Source organism: Streptomyces sp. NPDC005761 (assembly GCF_040630635.1).
In the GTDB taxonomy this organism is placed as follows: Bacteria; Actinomycetota; Actinomycetes; order Streptomycetales; family Streptomycetaceae; genus Streptomyces.
In genome coordinates, this window is record NZ_JBEXXX010000040.1 from 14546 (window position 1) to 30930 (window position 16385).

Consider the following 16385-nt stretch of genomic DNA (forward strand, 5'->3'; position numbering starts at 1 on the left):
GACGGCCGGGACCCCGCGGGCCGCCGGGCCGGGCGCCGGTCTCCACGGGACGAGGAAGGGCGGGACGCGCTACGCGTCCCGCCCTTCCTGACCGCCGTACGCCCCTACTTCACCGGCGTGAAGTCACGCGCCCCGATGAACTCCGGGCGGCGGATCGGCGCCGCGAAGGGTTCCTGGGCCGCGTTCTCCACGCTGTTGAACACGATGAAGACGTTGCTGCGCGCGTACGGGGTGATGTTGTCGCCCGACCCGTGCATCGCGTTGCAGTCGAACCAGGTCGCCGAACCGGCCTTGCCCGTGAAGAGCCTGATGCCGTGGCGGTCGGCCATCTTCGTCAGCGCCTCGTCGGACGGGGTGCCGGCGTCCTGCATCTGCAGGGACTTCTTGTAGTTGTCCTTCGGCGTCTCGCCCGCACAGCCGAGGAACGACTTGTGCGAGCCGGGCATGATCATCAGCCCGCCGTTGGTGTCGTAGTTCTCGGTCAGCGCGATCGACACGGACACGGCCCGCATGTTCGGCAGACCGTCCTCGGCGTGCCAGGTCTCGAAGTCCGAGTGCCAGTAGAAGCCGGAGGCACCGAAACCGGGCTTGACGTTGATCCGTGACTGGTGGACGTACACGTCCGAGCCGAGGATCTGACGGGCCCGGCCCACCACGCGCTCGTCGCTGACGAGCCGGGCGAAGACCTCGCTGAGCCGGTGGACCTCGAAGACCGACCGTACGGAGTCCGACTTCGGCTCGATGATCGAGCGCTCATCGGCCCGCACCGCCGGATCGGCGATCAGTCGTTCCAGTTCGGCGTGGTAGCCGGCCACCTCGTCCGGGGTGATCAGCTGGTCGACGGTGAGGAAACCGTCGCGTTCGAAGCCCTGGAGCTCCTTGGCGGCGACCGGACCCGGTGCGCCCGGCGCGGACCAGATGACCGGGTCCTGGCGGGGAGTGGTCATCTCGGCGGCACCGCGCGAGGGGTACAGGTCGGCGCGTACATCAGTGGTCATGGTTCAGCCCTCCTCGGTCAGCAGCGGGTAGACACCGTTCTCGTCGTGGTCCTCCCGTCCGGTGACGGGGGGATTGAAGACGCAGACACAGCGGAAGTCCGTCTTGGGGCGGAGCGTGTGGTGCTCGTGCCCGTTCAGCAGGTACATCGTGCCGGGGGAGATCCAGTGCTTCTCGCCGGTCTCGTCGTTGGTGAGTTCGGCCTCGCCCTCGGTGCACAGCACGGCCTCGATGTGGTTGGCGTACCACATCGACGTCTCCGTGCCCGCGTACAGCACGGTCTCGTGGAGCGAGAAGCCGACCTTCTCCTTGGCGAGCACGATGCGCTTGCTCTCCCAGGTTCCGGAGGCGGACTTCACATGCCGGTCGGTGTTCTCGATGTCACTGAACGATCGGACGATCACGGTGGGTCGGTGCCTTTCTCTTCAACGGTGTTTCTCTGCGGGGCCGTTCGGGACGGCCCCGGGTCAGGCGGTCTCGCGGACGCAGCGGGCCAGCGTGCGCAGGCCCTCGTCCAGTTCCTCGGGGGTGATGGTCAGCGGCGGCAGCAGCTTCACGACCTCGCTCTGCGGGCCTGAGGTCTCCAGCAGCAGCCCCAGCTCGAACGCGCGGGCGCAGACGGCGGAAGCGCGCGCCGGGTCGTCGAACTCCATGCCCCACACCAGACCGCGGCCGCGGAACTGAGCGCTGTCGTGCTCGCCGCAGATCGCCAGCAGCGCCGACTCGATCTGCTCGCCGCGGGCCAGCGTCTGCTTCTCCATCTGGCCGTCTGCCCAGTAGGCGTCGAGCGCGGCGGCGGCGGTGACGAACGCCGGGTTGTTGCCCCGGAAGGTGCCGTTGTGCTCGCCCGGCTCCCAGATGTCCAGTTCGGGCTTGAACAGGCAGAGGGCCATGGGCAGTCCGTAGCCGCTGATGGACTTCGACAGCGTGACGATGTCCGGCGTGATGCCGGCTTCCTCGAAGGAGAAGAAGCCGCCGGTCCTGCCGCAGCCCATCTGGATGTCGTCGACGATCAGCAGCATGTCCTGGCGGTGGCAGAGCTCCTGGAGGGCGCGCAGCCACTCCGCGCGGGCGACGTTGATCCCGCCCTCTCCCTGCACGGTCTCCACGATCACCGCTGCGGGCTTGTTGAGGCCGGAGCCCTGGTCCTCCAGGAGCCGCTCGAACCAGAGGAAGTCGGGTACCTGGCCGTCGAAGTAGTTGTCGAACGGCATCGGCGTGCCGTGCACCAGCGGGATGCCGGCCCCGGCCCGCTTGAAGGCGTTGCCGGTCACGGCGAGCGAGCCGAGTGACATTCCGTGGAAGGCGTTGGTGAACGAGACCACGGACTCGCGGCCCTTGACCTTGCGGGCCAGTTTGAGCGCCGACTCGACCGCGTTGGTGCCGGTGGGGCCGGGGAACATCACCTTGTAGGGCAGGTCGCGGGGTCGCAGGATCACGTTCTGGAACGTCTCGAGGAAAGCGCGTTTGGCCGTCGTGGCCATGTCGAGGCCGTGGGTGATGCCGTCGCGCTCGATGTAGTCGATCAGCGCGCGCTTCAGGACCGGGTTGTTGTGGCCGTAGTTGAGCGAGCCGGCCCCGGCGAAGAAGTCGAGGTAGGTGTGGCCGTCCTCGTCGGTCAGCCGGGCGCCCTGCGCGCGGTCGAAGACGGCGGGCCAGCCGCGGCAGTAGCTCCGGACCTCGGACTCCAGGGTCTCGAAGACACTCAGGGCGGGCGGGGTGATGGTCACAGCGGGTCTCCTACGTGAGGGGGGTGTGACGAGCGGCGGTGAAGGTGACTACGACGGGCGGGCGCCCGCCGGAAGGAGCCTGCTCAGGTGTGGAACGGGCCGATGCTGTAGAGCACTTCCGGCAGATGGCTGCCCTCGGGGAACAGGCCGCCGTCGAAGAGCACCTCGCGTTCCAGTGCCACGTCATGGCGCTGTGCGTAGGAGGTGAACAGGCGGTCCGATGCCTTGTTGTCCGGGGTGATGGTCGTCTCGACCGAAGCCAGTCCCTGCTCGCCGGCGACGCGGGCGGTCAGGGCGTCCAGGAGCTTCGCGGCCAGTCCCGTACCGCGGTGGCCGTGGTCGACGGCCACCTGCCAGACGACGAGCGTCTCGGGGCGGTCGGGCCTGATGTACCCCGTCACGAAGGCGACCGGGGAGCCGGTCTCGTCGCGGGCGACCACGGAGGTCGCCGCGAAGTCACGGCACCACAGCAGGTAGCTGTACGAGGAGTTGAGGTCCAGGACCTCGGAATCGCGGGCAATGCGCCAGATCGCGGCTCCGTCCTCCACTCGTGGGGTGTCGATGGTGATGAATTCGCTTCGGGCACGTGCAAAATCTGCTGGTGCGGCGGTCATGCGAATTGAATTTACCCAGCAAATTTCGAAATTGCATCGACCCAGGGGGTTGGGTGAAGCGCTGTGCTGTGTTATCAGGCGAGCGCGCGCCCCAGCGCGAAATCGGCACCCTTTCTTCCGATTTGGTAGGCATTTATCCGGCATATCGACCCTGGTTGTGGAGTCGGTCACAAGGTCGTAACTCTCGCGCGACGCAATCGAATTGCGGAGCTGGGGCGTCGTTGAAACCCGGGTGTTTAGCCTTCGGGAGAGCGGGCATAAGAATGCGGGGAGCTGCTCTGGATAAGGCAGCTCCCCGCATTTGTTGATTACGCCGGGATTTAAGCTCCGGTCCAGGTTTCCGAAACGGCCTTCCGGGCAGCTTCCAGATCGACCTGCTGGCCGTTGTCCGCCAGCGCCGCCCCCAGAGCCGCGAGCGAGGAGAGCACCGCGCCCCGCGTCGCATCCACCCCGTAGTGATTGACCCGGATCATCTCCTTGGAGAGCGACCCGCCTCCCGCGATGAGCGGCAGCGACGGGTCGGCCGCCAGGGCCCGCACGACCAGTTCCGAGGCGTCCACGCCGTCCGGCGTCCGCAGTGTGGTCGCCACCGGCGCCGCGTCCCGCGCCTCGTGCACGTACGGCGTGAGGCCGCCGCCCAGCGCCACCGCACCGGCCCGGGTGGCCGCGGCCGCGGCGGCGTGACGCGCCATCAACGCGTCCAGGCCCTCCGCCTCGATCCGCTCCACGCAGGCCTCCAGGGCCAGCATCTCCAGCTGGGCCGGAGCGTGCAGCAGTGCCCGGCGGCCGCCGTCGATCCAGCGCTCCTTCCAGTCCAGCAGGGAGAGGTAGGAACGTCGGGGTGCCTGTGGGTTGGCGGCGATCCGCTCCCAGGCGCGTGCGCTCACGGAGACCGCGGACACCCCGGCCGGTCCGCCCATCGCCTTCTGCGCCCCGATCACGCACAGGTCCACACCCCAGGCGTCCGGCAGCAGCGGCTCGGCGCCCACCGAGGCGACTGCGTCCAGCATGAACAGCGCCCCGTGCGCCCGGACGACCTCACCGATCTCCGCGACCGGGTTGGTGTTGCCGGTGGCGGCCTCCGCGTGTACCAGGGACACGAAGTCGATCTCCGGGTGAGCGGCCAGTGCCTCGCTGACCTGGGCGGCGGTGACGGCCGTATGGAAGGGCACCGCCAGATCGACGACCTCGGCACCGCAGTCGCGCAGCCAGTTGCCGAACGTCTGCCCGTACGGCCCCGTGACGACGTTCAGCGCCGTCGAACCTGGCCGGGCGCCGCCCCTGATGCAGCCTTCGAGGGGGAGGAGCGCCTCGCCCTGCATGATGACGACGTCCTGCTCGGTGGCGAGGAGACCGGCCACGCGCCGCTCGATCGCCGCGAAATGCGCGGCGGTGAGAGGGGTCAGGTCGAGGAAGGGGTGCGTCACGGTGGTGCTCTCTTCGGGATCGGATCGGTGTGCGGCCCGGCCTGCGGGCAGGCCTGCACCGAGGGTACCGAGCCCTGTGCGGGCGGCCGGGACCCGTCCGCCGGACGGGATCCGGCAGGATGCGGCCCCCCGCCCGGTGCCTCGTACAGTGCTGTCCATGAGCGATCACGAGGCGCCGCGGGTGCTGCAGGTGAAGGGGCGGGTGCTCGTCGGCCCCGAGGACGTCAGGGATGAGATCTGGGCGGTCGACGGACGTGTGACGTACGAGCGGCCCGCCGGTGCGGACGAGGCGGTCGTCGTCACCGGCTGGGCCCTGCCCGGACTCGTCGACGCCCACTGCCACGTCGGGCTGGACCACCACGGCGCCGTGGACAGGGCGACCACCGAGAAGCAGGCCCTCGACGACCGGGGGGCCGGCGCGCTTCTCCTGCGGGACGCGGGCTCGCCCGCCGACACCCGGTGGACCGACGACCGCGACGACCTCCCGAAGATCATCAGGGCCGGCCGGCACATCGCCAGGACCCGTCGCTACACCAGGAACTACGCGTACGAGATCGAGCCGGACGAGTTGGTGGCGTACGTCGCGCAGGAGGCACGCCGCGGCGACGGCTGGGTGAAACTCGTCGGGGACTGGATCGACCGTGAAGTGGGCGACCTGACCGCCTGCTGGCCGCGTGAGGCCGTCGCGGCGGCCATCGCCGAGGCGCACCGGCTGGGGGCCCGGGTCACCGCGCACTGCTTCGCCGAGGACTCGCTGCGCGATCTCGTCGAGGCGGGGATCGACTGCATCGAGCACGCCACCGGGCTGACCGAGGAGACCATCCCGCTCTTCGCCGAGCGCGGGGTCGCGATCGTCCCCACCCTGGTCAACATCGCCACCTTCCCCTCGCTCGCGCAGGGCGGCGAGGCCAAGTACCCCCGCTGGTCCGCGCATATGCGCCGGCTGCACGAGCGCCGCTACGACACGGTGCGCGCCGCCTACGACGCGGGGGTACCGGTGTTCGTCGGCACCGACGCCGGCGGCGTGCTAGCCCACGGCCTGGTGGCCGACGAGGTCGCGGAGCTCGTCAAGGCGGGCATCCCCGCCCTGGAGGCGCTGTCCGCGACGACATGGGGCGCGCGTGCCTGGCTCGGCAGGCCGGGGCTCGAGGAGGGCGCGCCGGCCGACCTGGTGGTGTACGACGAGGACCCGCGGAGGGATGTGCGCGTGCTGGCGGCTCCGCGCCGGGTCGTCCTGAACGGGCGCGTGATCGGCTGAAGCGGAGGGTCCCGGGGCCCGGGCGGCCCCGGGATGCGCCGTGTTGACCGGCAGTTACCCGGAGCGCACCCGCTCGTTGAATCACTTCCGCGCGCTCCGGTGCTCGGGCCGTCCGAGTCGCCCGTGTCAGTGAAACGGGTGAACTCGAGGAACGCACGTGCCGGAATAATCGAATACAGGCACGGAAACCCCCCTTTGGGGTGAACTCACGTCAGGTGTCTGCCAGTTCACCCTCTGTGCGTAAAGATTCACGGAGTCGAGGCCACCGGTGCCCGCGATGTCCCCCATTGGACGGCGCCGGTGGCTCCATGTCTCTTGTGGGGGTTCCACCATCTTGAACAGCAACACCTTCCGCCTCGCCGCCCTGGCGGTCGCCGCCGCTCCCGTCGCCCTGCTGGTCGCCGTCCCGGCCCAGGCCACCACCGCGGCCACGGCCACGACCACCGGCGACGGGAAGGCGAGTGCGGTCGTGCTCCGCACCGCACTCGACATCTCGCTCCTGAACAAGACGATCGATGTGCCGCTCAAGGCCACGCTCAACGAGGTGCAGGCGCCGCGGAGCGCCGAGAAGACCGCGCTCAGCGTGAAGCTCGACGGGGTGGAGGGCGGAAAGCCGGTCCGCGTGCTGCGTGCCGATGTGGCCACCGCGAAGGCGACCGTCGGCAAGCACCGCGCCGAGGGCTACAGCAATGTCGTCAAGGCACGCCTGCACGTGCCCGGTCTGCCGCTGCTCTCGCTGGTCGAGGTCGAGCAGGTCACTTCCAAGGCTGTCTGCGTAGTGGGCCGCAAGCCGGTCGCCGAGTCGAACGTGCTGGGGCATCTGAAGATCCTCGGCAAGCGCGTCACCCTGACCGCCGGAGGCACCACGCAGATCGCGGTTCCCGGCGTCGGATCCGTGACGCTCGACCTGTCGAAAACGACGACCACCTCGCGCACCGCGGCCGCGGCGGCCCTCCAGCTGAAGGTCTCCGTCAACCCGCTCGAACTGAACGTCGCCGATGTGAAGGGCGAGGTCACACTGGCCGAGGCCACCTGCCGGACGCCCAGGGGGAGCAGCACGGGTGGCGGAGACAACGGCGGTGGACACAACGGCGGGGGTGACAACGGCGGGGGTCACAACGGCGGCGGTCACAACGGCGGGTCCACCGATGGTGGTTCGTCCGACGGTGGTTCGTCCGATGGCGGGTCCACGGACGGTGGCTCGACGGATGGCGGGTCCACCGATGGCGGGTCCACGGACGGTGGCTCGTCCGATGGTGGCTCGTCCGATGGCGGGTCCACCGACGGTGGCTCGACCGATGGCGGGTCCGGTACCGCAGGCTCCACCGCGGGTTCCTCGGCCGGTGACACCGGCGGTGACGTGAAGCCCCAGACCGGCACCGGTGACGCACCGCAGGCCGCCACCGACGCCGACCTCGCCGAGACGGGCAGCAGTTCCACCACGCCGTACGTCGCCGGTGGCGCCGCTCTTCTGCTGGCGGTCGGCGCCGGTGCGATGGTCGTGGCCCGGCGGCGTGCCCAGGACTGACACGCGGGGGAACGCATCAGGGCCCGAGGGGGCGGCCGGGGGGCCGTAAGGGGGAAGAGGGGGAACGGGGAGCGGTGCTCCGTCCACGGAGCACCGCTCCCCGCTCGATACACGCCTTGCGACGGCCGGCACCCGGGCCGGCCGGTCGAGGGCTACCGGCTCACCGCGGACAGGGCCTGGAGTGCCTGGTCGAACGCCTGCAGCAAGCGGTTGGTCGTCGTACGGTCGCGCACCGCCAGCCGCAGCCACTCGTCGCCGAGCCCCGGAAACGTGTCGCCGCGCCTGGCCGCGAAGCCCAGCATCCGCAACCGCTCACGTATCTCCGCGGCCCGCTCCAGCCGGACCAGCACGAAGGGTCCCTGAGCCGGTTCCACCACACGGATCTCGGTGAACTCCCGCAGACCCGCCACCAGATGACAGCGGTCCACCGCGATCCGGTCCGCCGCCGCGGCCGCCTCGGCCAGTGCCCGCGGCTCCACACACGCCTCGGCCGCCGCGAGCGCCGGGGACGACACCGGCCACAACGGCTGCGCCTGCTCCAGCGTACGGATGGTCTCCGGCGCGGCTGCCACGTACCCGATCCGCAGCCCGGCGAGCCCCCACGTCTTGGTGAGGCTGCGCAGGACCACGAGCCCCGGGACGTCCGTACGGCCGCACAGTGCCTCGCGCTCGCCCGGTACCGCGTCCATGAACGCCTCGTCCACCACCAGCGTCCGCCCGGGGCGCGCCAGCCGCTCCAGCACGGCCGCCGGATGCAGCACGGACGTGGGGTTGGTCGGATTGCCGACCACCACCAGATCCGCATCGGCCGGCACGGCCGCCGGATCCAGCCGGAAGCCCTCCCCGGCCCGCAACAACACCCGTCCCACGTCGTGCCCGGCCGCGCGCAGCGCCGCCTCCGGCTCGGTGAACTGCGGATGGACCACGACAGGCCGCCTGGCCGGCAGGGCCCGCGCGATCAGGACGAACGCCTCCGCCGCACCGGCCGTCAACAGGAGCCGCTCGGGCGGCAGCCCGTGCCGGGCGGCGACCGCGGCGCGTGCCGCGCGTCCGTCCGGGTACGCGGCGAGCGCGCCCAAGGACGCGGCTATCCGCTCCTTCAGCCAGGCCGGTGGGGTCCCGGCCCGTACGTTGACGGCGAGATCGGTCAGATCCCGGCCCCGTCCCCGTACCTCCGCGTCACCGTGATGACGCAGGTCGTGCGCGCCCGCGCCGGTGGCGTCGGGGCGTTCAGTGGGAGTGTGCATGACCGCCATGGTGGGGGTGGTGGTGATGGCCGTCGTCGTCAGGGTGGAAGTGCGGCTGCTGCCGTAGTCCCACCTTGTCCTCGAAGCCCGGCAGTGCGATCCGGTACACGCAAGAGTCGCAGTTCATCCGCAGATCGCCCTCGACTGCCTCCCGGTAGCGTTCCATGACCAGATCGAGCAGTTCCTCCGCGGCACCGATCACCTCGGCCGGCCGGACGTCCGGCTCAGGGTGGGCGGCGGCCCACTCCATGGTCGGACGACGCACCCGGTCCGGCAGGATGCCCGTGAAGAGGAAGTACGGCAGAACGACTATGCGCCCCGCACCCGGCTTCACGCAACGGTCGAGACCGGACGGCACGTCAGGGGCGGCCGGCGAGACGAACGCCGTCTCCACGCCCGCGTAGCCCCGGCCCTCCCGGAACAGCCGCGCCGCCTTGTACACCTCGGCGTCGGCGTCCGGGTCCCGGTGTTCCGCCAGGATCGACAGCGCCTTCGGGAGCTGCCGGTCGCGACCCCGGCTGCGCGGGTCGTAGAGCGTCACGACGATGTCGGCCTCGGCCGCGGGGCGGACCCTGCGCTCGATGGCCTCCCACGGCGTGTGCAGGTCGGAGAGGCTGACCGATACGTGGTCGTGGCCCAGGGGTGCGCCCCCTCGGCCGGCGCCGCCAGTGCGGCCGTCACCCCCGGCACGCCCACCACATCGATGTCGGCGCCCGCCTCGGCCGGCGCCGCCGAGGCCACCGCGTACACCCCCGCGTCGCCACTGTCGATCAACGCCACCGCATGGCCCTTGCGCGCCTCGGCGACCGCCGTACGGGCCCGCTCCTCCTCCGCGCCGAGCCCCGACTCCAGAACCGTCGTACCCGGCCGCAGCAGATCCCGGATCCGGTCGACGTGCTGATCGAGCCCGACCAGCACCGACGCCCGCCACAACTCGTCGCGGGCCCGCGGCGTCAGCAGGACGCGCGCCCCGGGACCGATCCCCACGACCGCGAGCCGTCCGCGCGGAGCCCGGCGCACCACGGCACAGGTGGCCATCGCCGCCCGCCCCTCGGGGGCCGACTTCCGCTTGGGCACGAGGAGTTCGCCGCCCCCCGCGAGCGCCGCCGCCTCCGCCACCGAGGGCGTGCCGACGGCGGCGAGCGGGGCGTCGGACGGATGCGGCACGTCGATCCGGGCCAACTCCGCCGCCGCATACGTCCGCAACGGCACGCCCAGCTCGGCCGCGGCCGTCACGATCCCGGGCTCCCCGGCCTTCGCGTCGACGGTGACCAGCTCCGCGACACTCAGCTCCGAAAGGCCGGCCCCGGCCAGCGCGTCCCGGATCAGCCCCAGTACCTCGCCGACGGACACGCCCCTGGACGCGCCGACCCCGACGGCGAGCGAGGCCGGCCGCAACACGGCCTCCCGCGAGCCGAGTTCCACGGTCCGGTCGGTGAGGTACAGCACCGCCGCACCCGCGCACCCCGGGCCCACGTTCGGCGCCAGCGCGGGCAACGGCCACACCGCGTCCGCGTGCAACGCCACCGGCGCACCGTCCAGCATCGCCCGCGACACTCCCGCGACATCCCCCTCCACGGGAAGCCCCAGCATGTCGAGACCGGGCACGCCCACCGCGTCCGTCGCCGCCGTCACCATCGGTGCCGCACCCAGCACCCCGGCGACCGCCACCGCAAGGGCGTCCGCCCCGCCGCCGTGCCCGCCGAGCAACGCCACCGCGTGGCGCCCCGCCTCGTCGACAGAGACGACACCTGGATCGGCTTGTCCGCGAGCAGCGGGGCGGCGCACCACGGCTCCCGTCGCCAGGAAGCACACCAGCTGCTCGCACCCGGCGAACGCCCGCCGCACGGCCTCGCGTACCGGGCCGTCGTAGACCACGGCCCGTCCGGGCCAGGCCGCTGCCGGCCGGTCACAGGCGACAGCGCCACCCCCAGCTCGTCGCACCGGTCGACCTGCTCCTGCCTGCCGCCCCGCAGCGACGGAGCGCCGGAGTGGATCCGGGCCACCCGCAGCCCCTCGTCCGTCGCACGCCGGTACACGGCGACAGCCTCTTCGAGGGGGATCGGGTCCGGGGCCAGGACTTCGGCACCTTCCCGGGCGTGGTCGAGGACCTCCGCCTGCACCAGGCTTGCCGCCCAGATGACGATGTCCGCGCCCGCGGTGGCCCGCGCCGCCCGGCAGGACGGCAGATCGGCGGCGCCGGGGCCGGCACCGACGCACGTCACGGTGGCGCGGGCGAGCGCGGCGGCTGCGCCGACTGCTTCTGCCACGGAACGGTCCTTTCAGGTCGGAATCGGGACATGCCGATGGCACCCGAAGATGCGCTCACCGGGGTCGATCGACTAGCAAGAGCCCATGGCGGTGTTCGTCGCGCTCGGCGCGTTCCTGATGACCCTGGTCGGCGGCTGGGTCGCCCAGCGTGTCACCGACCGCCGCCACCTGGTGCTCGGGTTGGCCGGCGGACTGATGCTCGGTGTCGTCGGACTCGACCTGCTGCCGGAGGCCATCGAAGCCGCGGGCGGTCTCGTCTTCGGCGTACCGGCGGCCCTGCTGCTGTTCGTGGGCGGCTTCCTTTTCGCGCACCTGGTGGAGCGTCTGCTCGCCGTACGCCAGGCGGCACACGGCGCGAGCGAGGAACGCGTGCCCCAGGTCGGGCTGACAGCGGCGGCCGCCATGGTTCTGCACAGCCTGATGGACGGCGTGGCGCTCGGCGCGGCCTTCCAGGTCGGCGGCGGCATGGGAGCGGCCGTCGCGCTCGCCGTCATCACCCATGACTTCGCCGACGGCTTCAACACGTACACGATCACCAGTCTGTACGGAAACGCCCGCCGCAAGGCCCTCACGATGCTGTACGCGGACGCGGCGGCGCCCGTCGTGGGCGCGGCGACGACACTCGTGTTCACCCTTCCGGAGGAACTCCTCGGTTGCTATCTCGGCTTCTTCGGCGGCGCCCTGCTCTACCTCGCCGCAGCCGAGATCCTGCCCGAGGCGCACCACGACCACCCTGCCCGCTCCACCCTGCTGTGCACGGTCGCGGGAGTGGGCTTCATCTGGCTGGTGGTGGGCCTCGCGCAGTGACCGCCTCACAGCTTTCCGCCCCCGTCCGCCGCCGCGCGGCACGGGTGCGATCAGCGTCGAGAGGTACGGCAACGGGCCGTCGGCCGGCTCCGCCGCCGTCCTGACCGACTCCTCCGGCGGCCCGAGCGCCGAACCCCACACCGCGTCCTCGGTCCGACCCGTCTCCCGCAACGCCTCGGCGACCCCTTCGGCGCCGACACGGTGCGGCACCGCCGCCCCGGCGCGCCCCTGCTCACCGGTGCCCAGCACGGGCACCACGACGACAGCGGCGTACCGCAGCGCCCTGACGCCCTTGACGGTCACCAGCTCCGGAGCACCGGGCCCGACCCCGGCCAGGGTGTTCACCTCGTGCACCTCTCCACGAATCGGCGGGCCGTGCCGGGCGCCGAAGCCCAGTGCGTATGCAGATAGCTCGCGTGCACGCCCTGCTGCACGAACCCCTCCACGCGCCGCTCCGGCTGGTGCATGCCCCAGGCGGGGACGTCCCCCGCGCCGGGCTCCAGCACGGTCCGGTGGAACTCGTGTCCCCGCATCCGCGTCCCCGTGGCCGCCAGCACGCTGTCGGAGAGCGCCACGGCGTCCCGGTAACCGAGCGTCAGCCGCCCCGACATCCGCGCCTCGGCGTCCAGCACCCCGCACATCGGCAGCCCGTCCAGCGACCGCGCCAGATAGAGCAGCCCCGCACACTCGGCGGCCACCGGGGCGCCGGAAGCAGCCAGCTCCGCGACGGCCCTGCGCAACGGCTCGTTGGCCGACAGCTCGGGGCCGTACACCTCGGGGAACCCACCTCCGATGACGAGCCCCCCGGTCCCGTCGGGCAGCGCTTCGTCCCGCAACGGATCGAACGGCACGACGGTCGCCCCGGCGGCGGCGAGCAGCTCGCCGTGCTCGGCGTAGGAGAAGGTGAACGCGGCCCCGGAGGCGACGGCGACCACTCCCGGCCCCGGCGTCCGAGGCGCCGAGCCCCCGTCCTGGGAAGGCGCGGTGAGGGCAACCGGGCCGCCGCATGCGTCCACCGCCTCCACCGCGTCCCACACCGCCCCCGGCAGGGAGGGCGCAGATCGTGCCAGGGTCATCAGCGCCTCCAGATCGCACCCCGCCACCACCTGCCCCGCCATCGCCGCGACGGCGTCCACCGCGTCGCCCCGCCGCTCGGCCACCGGCACCAGCCCCAGATGCCGCGACGGCACCGACACCGGGTCGGCCCGCCGGAGCACACCCAGGACAGGCACCCCGCACTCGTCCAGGGCCTCCCGCAGCAACGCCTCGTGCCGGTCCGAGGCCACCTTGTTCAGGATCACCCCGCCGATCCGCACCTGCGTGTCCCACGAGGCGAAACCGTGTACCAGCGCCGCCACGGACCGCGACTGCGAGGACGCGTCCACGACGAGCACCACCGGCGCCCGCAGCAGCTTCGCCACCTGCGCGGTGGACGCGAGCTCGCCCTGCCCCGCCGCTCCGTCGTACAGCCCCATCACGCCCTCGACGACCGCCAGGTCACAGCTGCGCGCACCGTGCGCGAACAGCGGGGCGATCAGGTCCGGGCCGCACATGTACGCGTCGAGATTGCGCCCCGGCCGCCCGGTGGCAAGGGCGTGGTAGCCCGGATCGATGTAGTCGGGCCCCACCTTGTGCCCGGACACGGCGAGCCCCCGCCCGGCGAAGGCTGCCATCAGGCCCGTCGCCACCGTGGTCTTGCCGCTGCCGGACGACGGCGCGGCAATGACCAGGCGCGGAACGGTCACCACTCGATGCCCCTCTGGCCCTTCTGTCCGGCATCCATCGGGTGCTTCACCTTCGACATGTCGGTCACCAGGTCCGCCACCTCCAGCAGCGCGGCAGGTGCGTTGCGGCCGGTGATCACCACATGCTGCGTACCGGGCCTGTCGCGCAGCACCTCGACCACCTCGTCGGTGTCGACCCACCCCCAGTGCATCGGGTAGGCGAACTCGTCGAGCACGTACAGCCGGTACGTCTCGGCGGCCAGATCGCGCTTGACCTGTTCCCAGCCCTCCCGCGCGGCCGCCTCGTTGTCCAGTTGCCGGTCGCGCTGGACCCAGGACCAGCCCTCGCCCATCTTGTGCCAGGCGACGGACCCGCCCTCGTCGCTCGCGCCGAGGACCTTCAGCGCGTTCTCCTCGCCGACCTTCCACTTCGCCGACTTCACGAACTGGAACACCCCGATCGACCACCCCTGATTCCAGGCGCGCAGCGCGAGCCCGAAGGCCGCCGTCGACTTCCCCTTGCCGATGCCGGTGTGCACCATCAGCAACGGTCGGTTGCGACGCTGACGGGTGGTGAGCCCGTCGTCCGGCACACTGGTCGGCTGTCCCTGCGGCATTATGCGGCCCTCCTGTTGCCCTGAACGTCCTTGACCAGCCCGGCGATCGAATCGGCCCGCAGCTCGTCGAGCGTGACGGCGGTGCCGCCCAGCTCACCCGCGAGGCTCGTCGCGAGCCCGAGCCGCACCGGCCCCGACTCGCAGTCCACGACGACGGACGCCGTGCCCTCGGCCGCGTGCAGCCGCGCCGCCCGTGCGGCCAGCGCCACGGGCTCCGGCCCCCAGGTCGCCCGCCCGTCGGTCACCACGACCAGCAACGGCCGTCGCGAAGGATCACGCATCCGCTCCACCCGCAGCACGTCATGCGCCTTCAGCAGCCCTGCGGCCACCGGAGTGCGCCCTCCGGTCGGCAGCATCTCCAGCCGCGCGGCAGCGGCGTCCACGGACGAGGTCGGCGGCAGCACCACCTCGGCGTCCTTGCCTCGGAAGGTGATCAGCCCGACCTTGTCCCGCCGCTGGTAGGCATCCATCAGCAGCGAGAGCACCGCACCCTTCACGGCGGTCATCCGCTGCCGTGCGGCCATCGACCCGGACGCGTCCACGACGAACAGCACGAGGTTCCCCTCGCGCCCCTCGCGCGTCGCCTGACGCAGATCGTCCCGCCGCACCACCAGACCCCGCCCCGACCGGCCCCGTGCCCGCTGATGAGGGGCGGCGGCCTGCACGGTCGCGGCCAGATGCAACGTGGTCAGCGCACCCTGCGGGCGCCGTGCCCCGGTCGTCCTTCCGTGCTCGGTACGCGCCCGGGACCGCCGCCCCGCCGCGCCCTCGCCCAGACCGGGCACGCTCAGCATCTTCGTACGGAACGGCTCACCGGCCCGCGCGGGCTGCTGCTCGCCGCCGCCGGAGGGCCGGCCCTGGGCCGGCTCCTGCTCCCTGCCCTGCCCGGGCACCGACTGCGCAGGCGTGTCGTCGGCCCCGCCCTCGGGCTGCGGCGGCGTGTCCGGCCCGTCGCCCTCCGGCGGCCGGCCGCCACCGCCCGGGCCGTCCGGGTCCGGACCGTCGTCCTCGCCGCTGTTCTGCTCCAGCGTGTCGTCGAGCTTGTCCTCGTCCAGGCCCGGCGCGTCGAAGGGGTTGCGCCGGCGCCGGTGGGGGAGCGCGAGCAGGGCGGCCTGCCGCACGTCCTCCGCGACGACGTCCTCACGTCCCGCCCAGGCGGCCAGCGCAGTGGCCGTCCGGGCCATCACGATGTCGGCCCGCATGCCGTCGACCTCGAACGCGGCGCAGGTGGCCGCGATCTGCCGCAACGCGCCGTCGCCGAGCCGGACATGGGGGAGCAGCGCCCGCGCGGCCACGATCCGGGCCCGCAACGCGCCTTCCTCGTCGGCCCACCGGGCGGCGAACGCGGCCGGATCGTCGTCGTAGGCGAGTCGCCGCCGCACCACCTCGACCCGCAGATCGGTCTCACGGGAGGCGGCGACCTCGACGGTCAGCCCGAAACGGTCGAGGAGCTGAGGCCTGAGCTCCCCCTCCTCGGGGTTCATGGTCCCGACGAGCAGGAAGCGCGCCGCATGCCGTACGGAGACGCCTTCGCGCTCGACGTACGAGGCACCCATGGCGGCCGCGTCCAGCAGCAGATCCACCAGGTGGTCGTGGAGCAGGTTGACCTCGTCCACGTACAGGATCCCGCGATGCGCATCCGCGAGCAGCCCCGGCTCGAAGGACTTCACCCCCTCGGCGAGCGCCCGCTCGATGTCGAGCGCCCCGACGAGCCGGTCCTCGGACGCGCCGACGGGCAGCTCCACGGTCCGCGCAGCCCGCGACACGCCGGACCCGGTCTCGTGGGGCCCGTCCGGACACGCCGGATCGGGCGAGCCGGGAGCGCAGGAGAACCTGCACCCGGGGACGACGGCCACCTCCGGCATGAGCGCCGCCAGCGCGCGCACGGCGGTGGACTTGGCGGTTCCCTTCTCACCGCGCACGAGGACGCCACCCACGGCAGGGCTCACGGCGTTGAGCAGCAGCCCGAGCCGGAGGTCGTCCTGCCCGACGATGGCGGTGAACGGATACGGCGTACTCACGAGGCCTCCTTGGGCGTGGCGTGTTCCAGCAGTTCCGGCGGGCGTCGCAGCCCTTCCGGCGATCGAGGAAGGCGGGTCGGAGGGCCGGGCCCCCAGATCCGTAGAGGGGCGGGACAGGGAAGAACACCCGCCGCGGGTGCCATGC

The 16385-nt window shown here is 72.1% G+C and carries 11 protein-coding genes and 5 pseudogenes; 3 read left to right on the forward strand and 13 right to left on the reverse strand.

The features are described 5' to 3' along the window. Positions 1-104 precede the first annotated feature (104 nt). The 5 genes from thpD to ABZ434_RS28340 form a co-directional block, all read right to left on the reverse strand. Positions 105-998, reverse strand: coding sequence for an ectoine hydroxylase (gene thpD, locus ABZ434_RS28320; protein WP_359142524.1), 894 nt, complete (start codon positions 996-998; stop codon positions 105-107). A 3-nt stretch (positions 999-1001) separates the two neighbouring features. Then, complete coding sequence (locus ABZ434_RS28325) at positions 1002-1400, reverse strand: ectoine synthase (RefSeq protein ID WP_219573115.1); 399 nt, start codon at positions 1398-1400, stop codon at positions 1002-1004. Between the two features lie 63 nt (positions 1401-1463). Beyond that, positions 1464-2726, reverse strand: a complete 1263-nt coding sequence (gene ectB, locus ABZ434_RS28330; protein WP_359142526.1) for a diaminobutyrate--2-oxoglutarate transaminase — start codon at positions 2724-2726, stop codon at positions 1464-1466. Positions 2727-2809: 83 nt separating this feature from the next. Next, positions 2810-3340 (reverse strand): diaminobutyrate acetyltransferase, encoded by a 531-nt coding sequence (gene ectA, locus ABZ434_RS28335; RefSeq protein ID WP_359142528.1) that lies wholly within the window; start codon positions 3338-3340, stop codon positions 2810-2812. A 320-nt stretch (positions 3341-3660) separates the two neighbouring features. Next, positions 3661-4767 (reverse strand): aminotransferase class V-fold PLP-dependent enzyme, encoded by a 1107-nt coding sequence (locus tag ABZ434_RS28340; RefSeq protein WP_359142530.1) that lies wholly within the window; start codon positions 4765-4767, stop codon positions 3661-3663. A 157-nt stretch (positions 4768-4924) separates the two neighbouring features. Here ABZ434_RS28340 and ABZ434_RS28345 point away from each other — a divergent pair, with 157 nt between their 5' ends. Both ABZ434_RS28345 and ABZ434_RS28350 read left to right on the forward strand, forming a co-directional pair. Next, entirely contained in the window at positions 4925-6025 is a 1101-nt protein-coding gene (locus ABZ434_RS28345) for an amidohydrolase family protein (RefSeq protein WP_359142532.1), read from the forward strand. A gap of 334 nt (positions 6026-6359) precedes the next feature. Continuing rightward, on the forward strand, positions 6360-7553 hold the full coding sequence (locus ABZ434_RS28350) for an SCO1860 family LAETG-anchored protein (RefSeq protein WP_359142534.1): 1194 nt from the start codon (positions 6360-6362) through the stop codon (positions 7551-7553). 152 nt (positions 7554-7705) lie between these two features. On the opposite strand, the pseudogene cobC reads toward ABZ434_RS28350, so the two are convergent. From cobC to ABZ434_RS28370, 4 pseudogenes are all read right to left on the reverse strand, one after another. Further along, positions 7706-8812, reverse strand: a pseudogene (gene cobC, locus ABZ434_RS28355) (Rv2231c family pyridoxal phosphate-dependent protein CobC); the annotation flags it as partial. Next, positions 8784-9263: pseudogene (locus tag ABZ434_RS28360) on the reverse strand (CbiX/SirB N-terminal domain-containing protein); the annotation flags it as partial. The pseudogenes cobC and ABZ434_RS28360, both read right to left, overlap by 29 nt. Beyond that, positions 9258-10744, reverse strand: a pseudogene (locus ABZ434_RS28365) (cobalamin biosynthesis protein); the annotation flags it as partial. The pseudogenes ABZ434_RS28365 and ABZ434_RS28360, both read right to left, overlap by 6 nt. Further along, positions 10723-11025, reverse strand: a pseudogene (locus tag ABZ434_RS28370) (SAM-dependent methyltransferase); the annotation flags it as partial. The pseudogenes ABZ434_RS28365 and ABZ434_RS28370, both read right to left, overlap by 22 nt. Positions 11026-11155: 130 nt before the next feature. Here ABZ434_RS28370 and ABZ434_RS28375 point away from each other — a divergent pair. Continuing rightward, a complete protein-coding gene (locus ABZ434_RS28375) occupies positions 11156-11878 on the forward strand; it encodes a ZIP family metal transporter (RefSeq protein WP_359142536.1) in 723 nt (240 codons plus the stop codon). A 12-nt stretch (positions 11879-11890) separates the two neighbouring features. On the opposite strand, the pseudogene ABZ434_RS28380 reads toward ABZ434_RS28375, so the two are convergent. From ABZ434_RS28380 to ABZ434_RS28395, 4 genes and pseudogenes are all read right to left on the reverse strand, one after another. Next, positions 11891-12232 (reverse strand): annotated as a pseudogene (locus ABZ434_RS28380) (precorrin-2 C(20)-methyltransferase); the annotation flags it as partial. Further along, entirely contained in the window at positions 12220-13626 is a 1407-nt protein-coding gene (locus tag ABZ434_RS28385) for a cobyrinate a,c-diamide synthase (protein WP_359142538.1), read from the reverse strand. The pseudogene ABZ434_RS28380 and the gene ABZ434_RS28385, both read right to left, overlap by 13 nt. Further along, positions 13620-14219, reverse strand: a complete 600-nt coding sequence (cobO, locus tag ABZ434_RS28390; protein WP_359142540.1) for a cob(I)yrinic acid a,c-diamide adenosyltransferase — start codon at positions 14217-14219, stop codon at positions 13620-13622. Before cobO ends, ABZ434_RS28385 begins: the two co-directional genes overlap by 7 nt. After that, complete coding sequence (locus tag ABZ434_RS28395) at positions 14219-16240, reverse strand: putative cobaltochelatase (protein ID WP_359142542.1); 2022 nt, start codon at positions 16238-16240, stop codon at positions 14219-14221. The genes cobO and ABZ434_RS28395 overlap by 1 nt, the downstream gene beginning before the upstream one ends. Positions 16241-16385: the final 145 nt, after the last annotated feature.

Bases quoted from the DNA above. Each gene is read 5' to 3' on its own strand.
- thpD (WP_359142524.1), bottom strand. From the start codon at position 998: ATGACCACTGATGTACGCGCCGACCTGTACCCCTCGCGCGGTGCCGCC.
- ABZ434_RS28375 (WP_359142536.1), top strand. From the start codon at position 11,156: ATGGCGGTGTTCGTCGCGCTCGGCGCGTTCCTGATGACCCTGGTCGGC.
- ABZ434_RS28345 (WP_359142532.1), top strand. From the start codon at position 4,925: ATGAGCGATCACGAGGCGCCGCGGGTGCTGCAGGTGAAGGGGCGGGTG.
- ectA (WP_359142528.1), bottom strand. From the start codon at position 3,340: ATGACCGCCGCACCAGCAGATTTTGCACGTGCCCGAAGCGAATTCATC.
- cobO (WP_359142540.1), bottom strand. From the start codon at position 14,219: ATGCCGCAGGGACAGCCGACCAGTGTGCCGGACGACGGGCTCACCACC.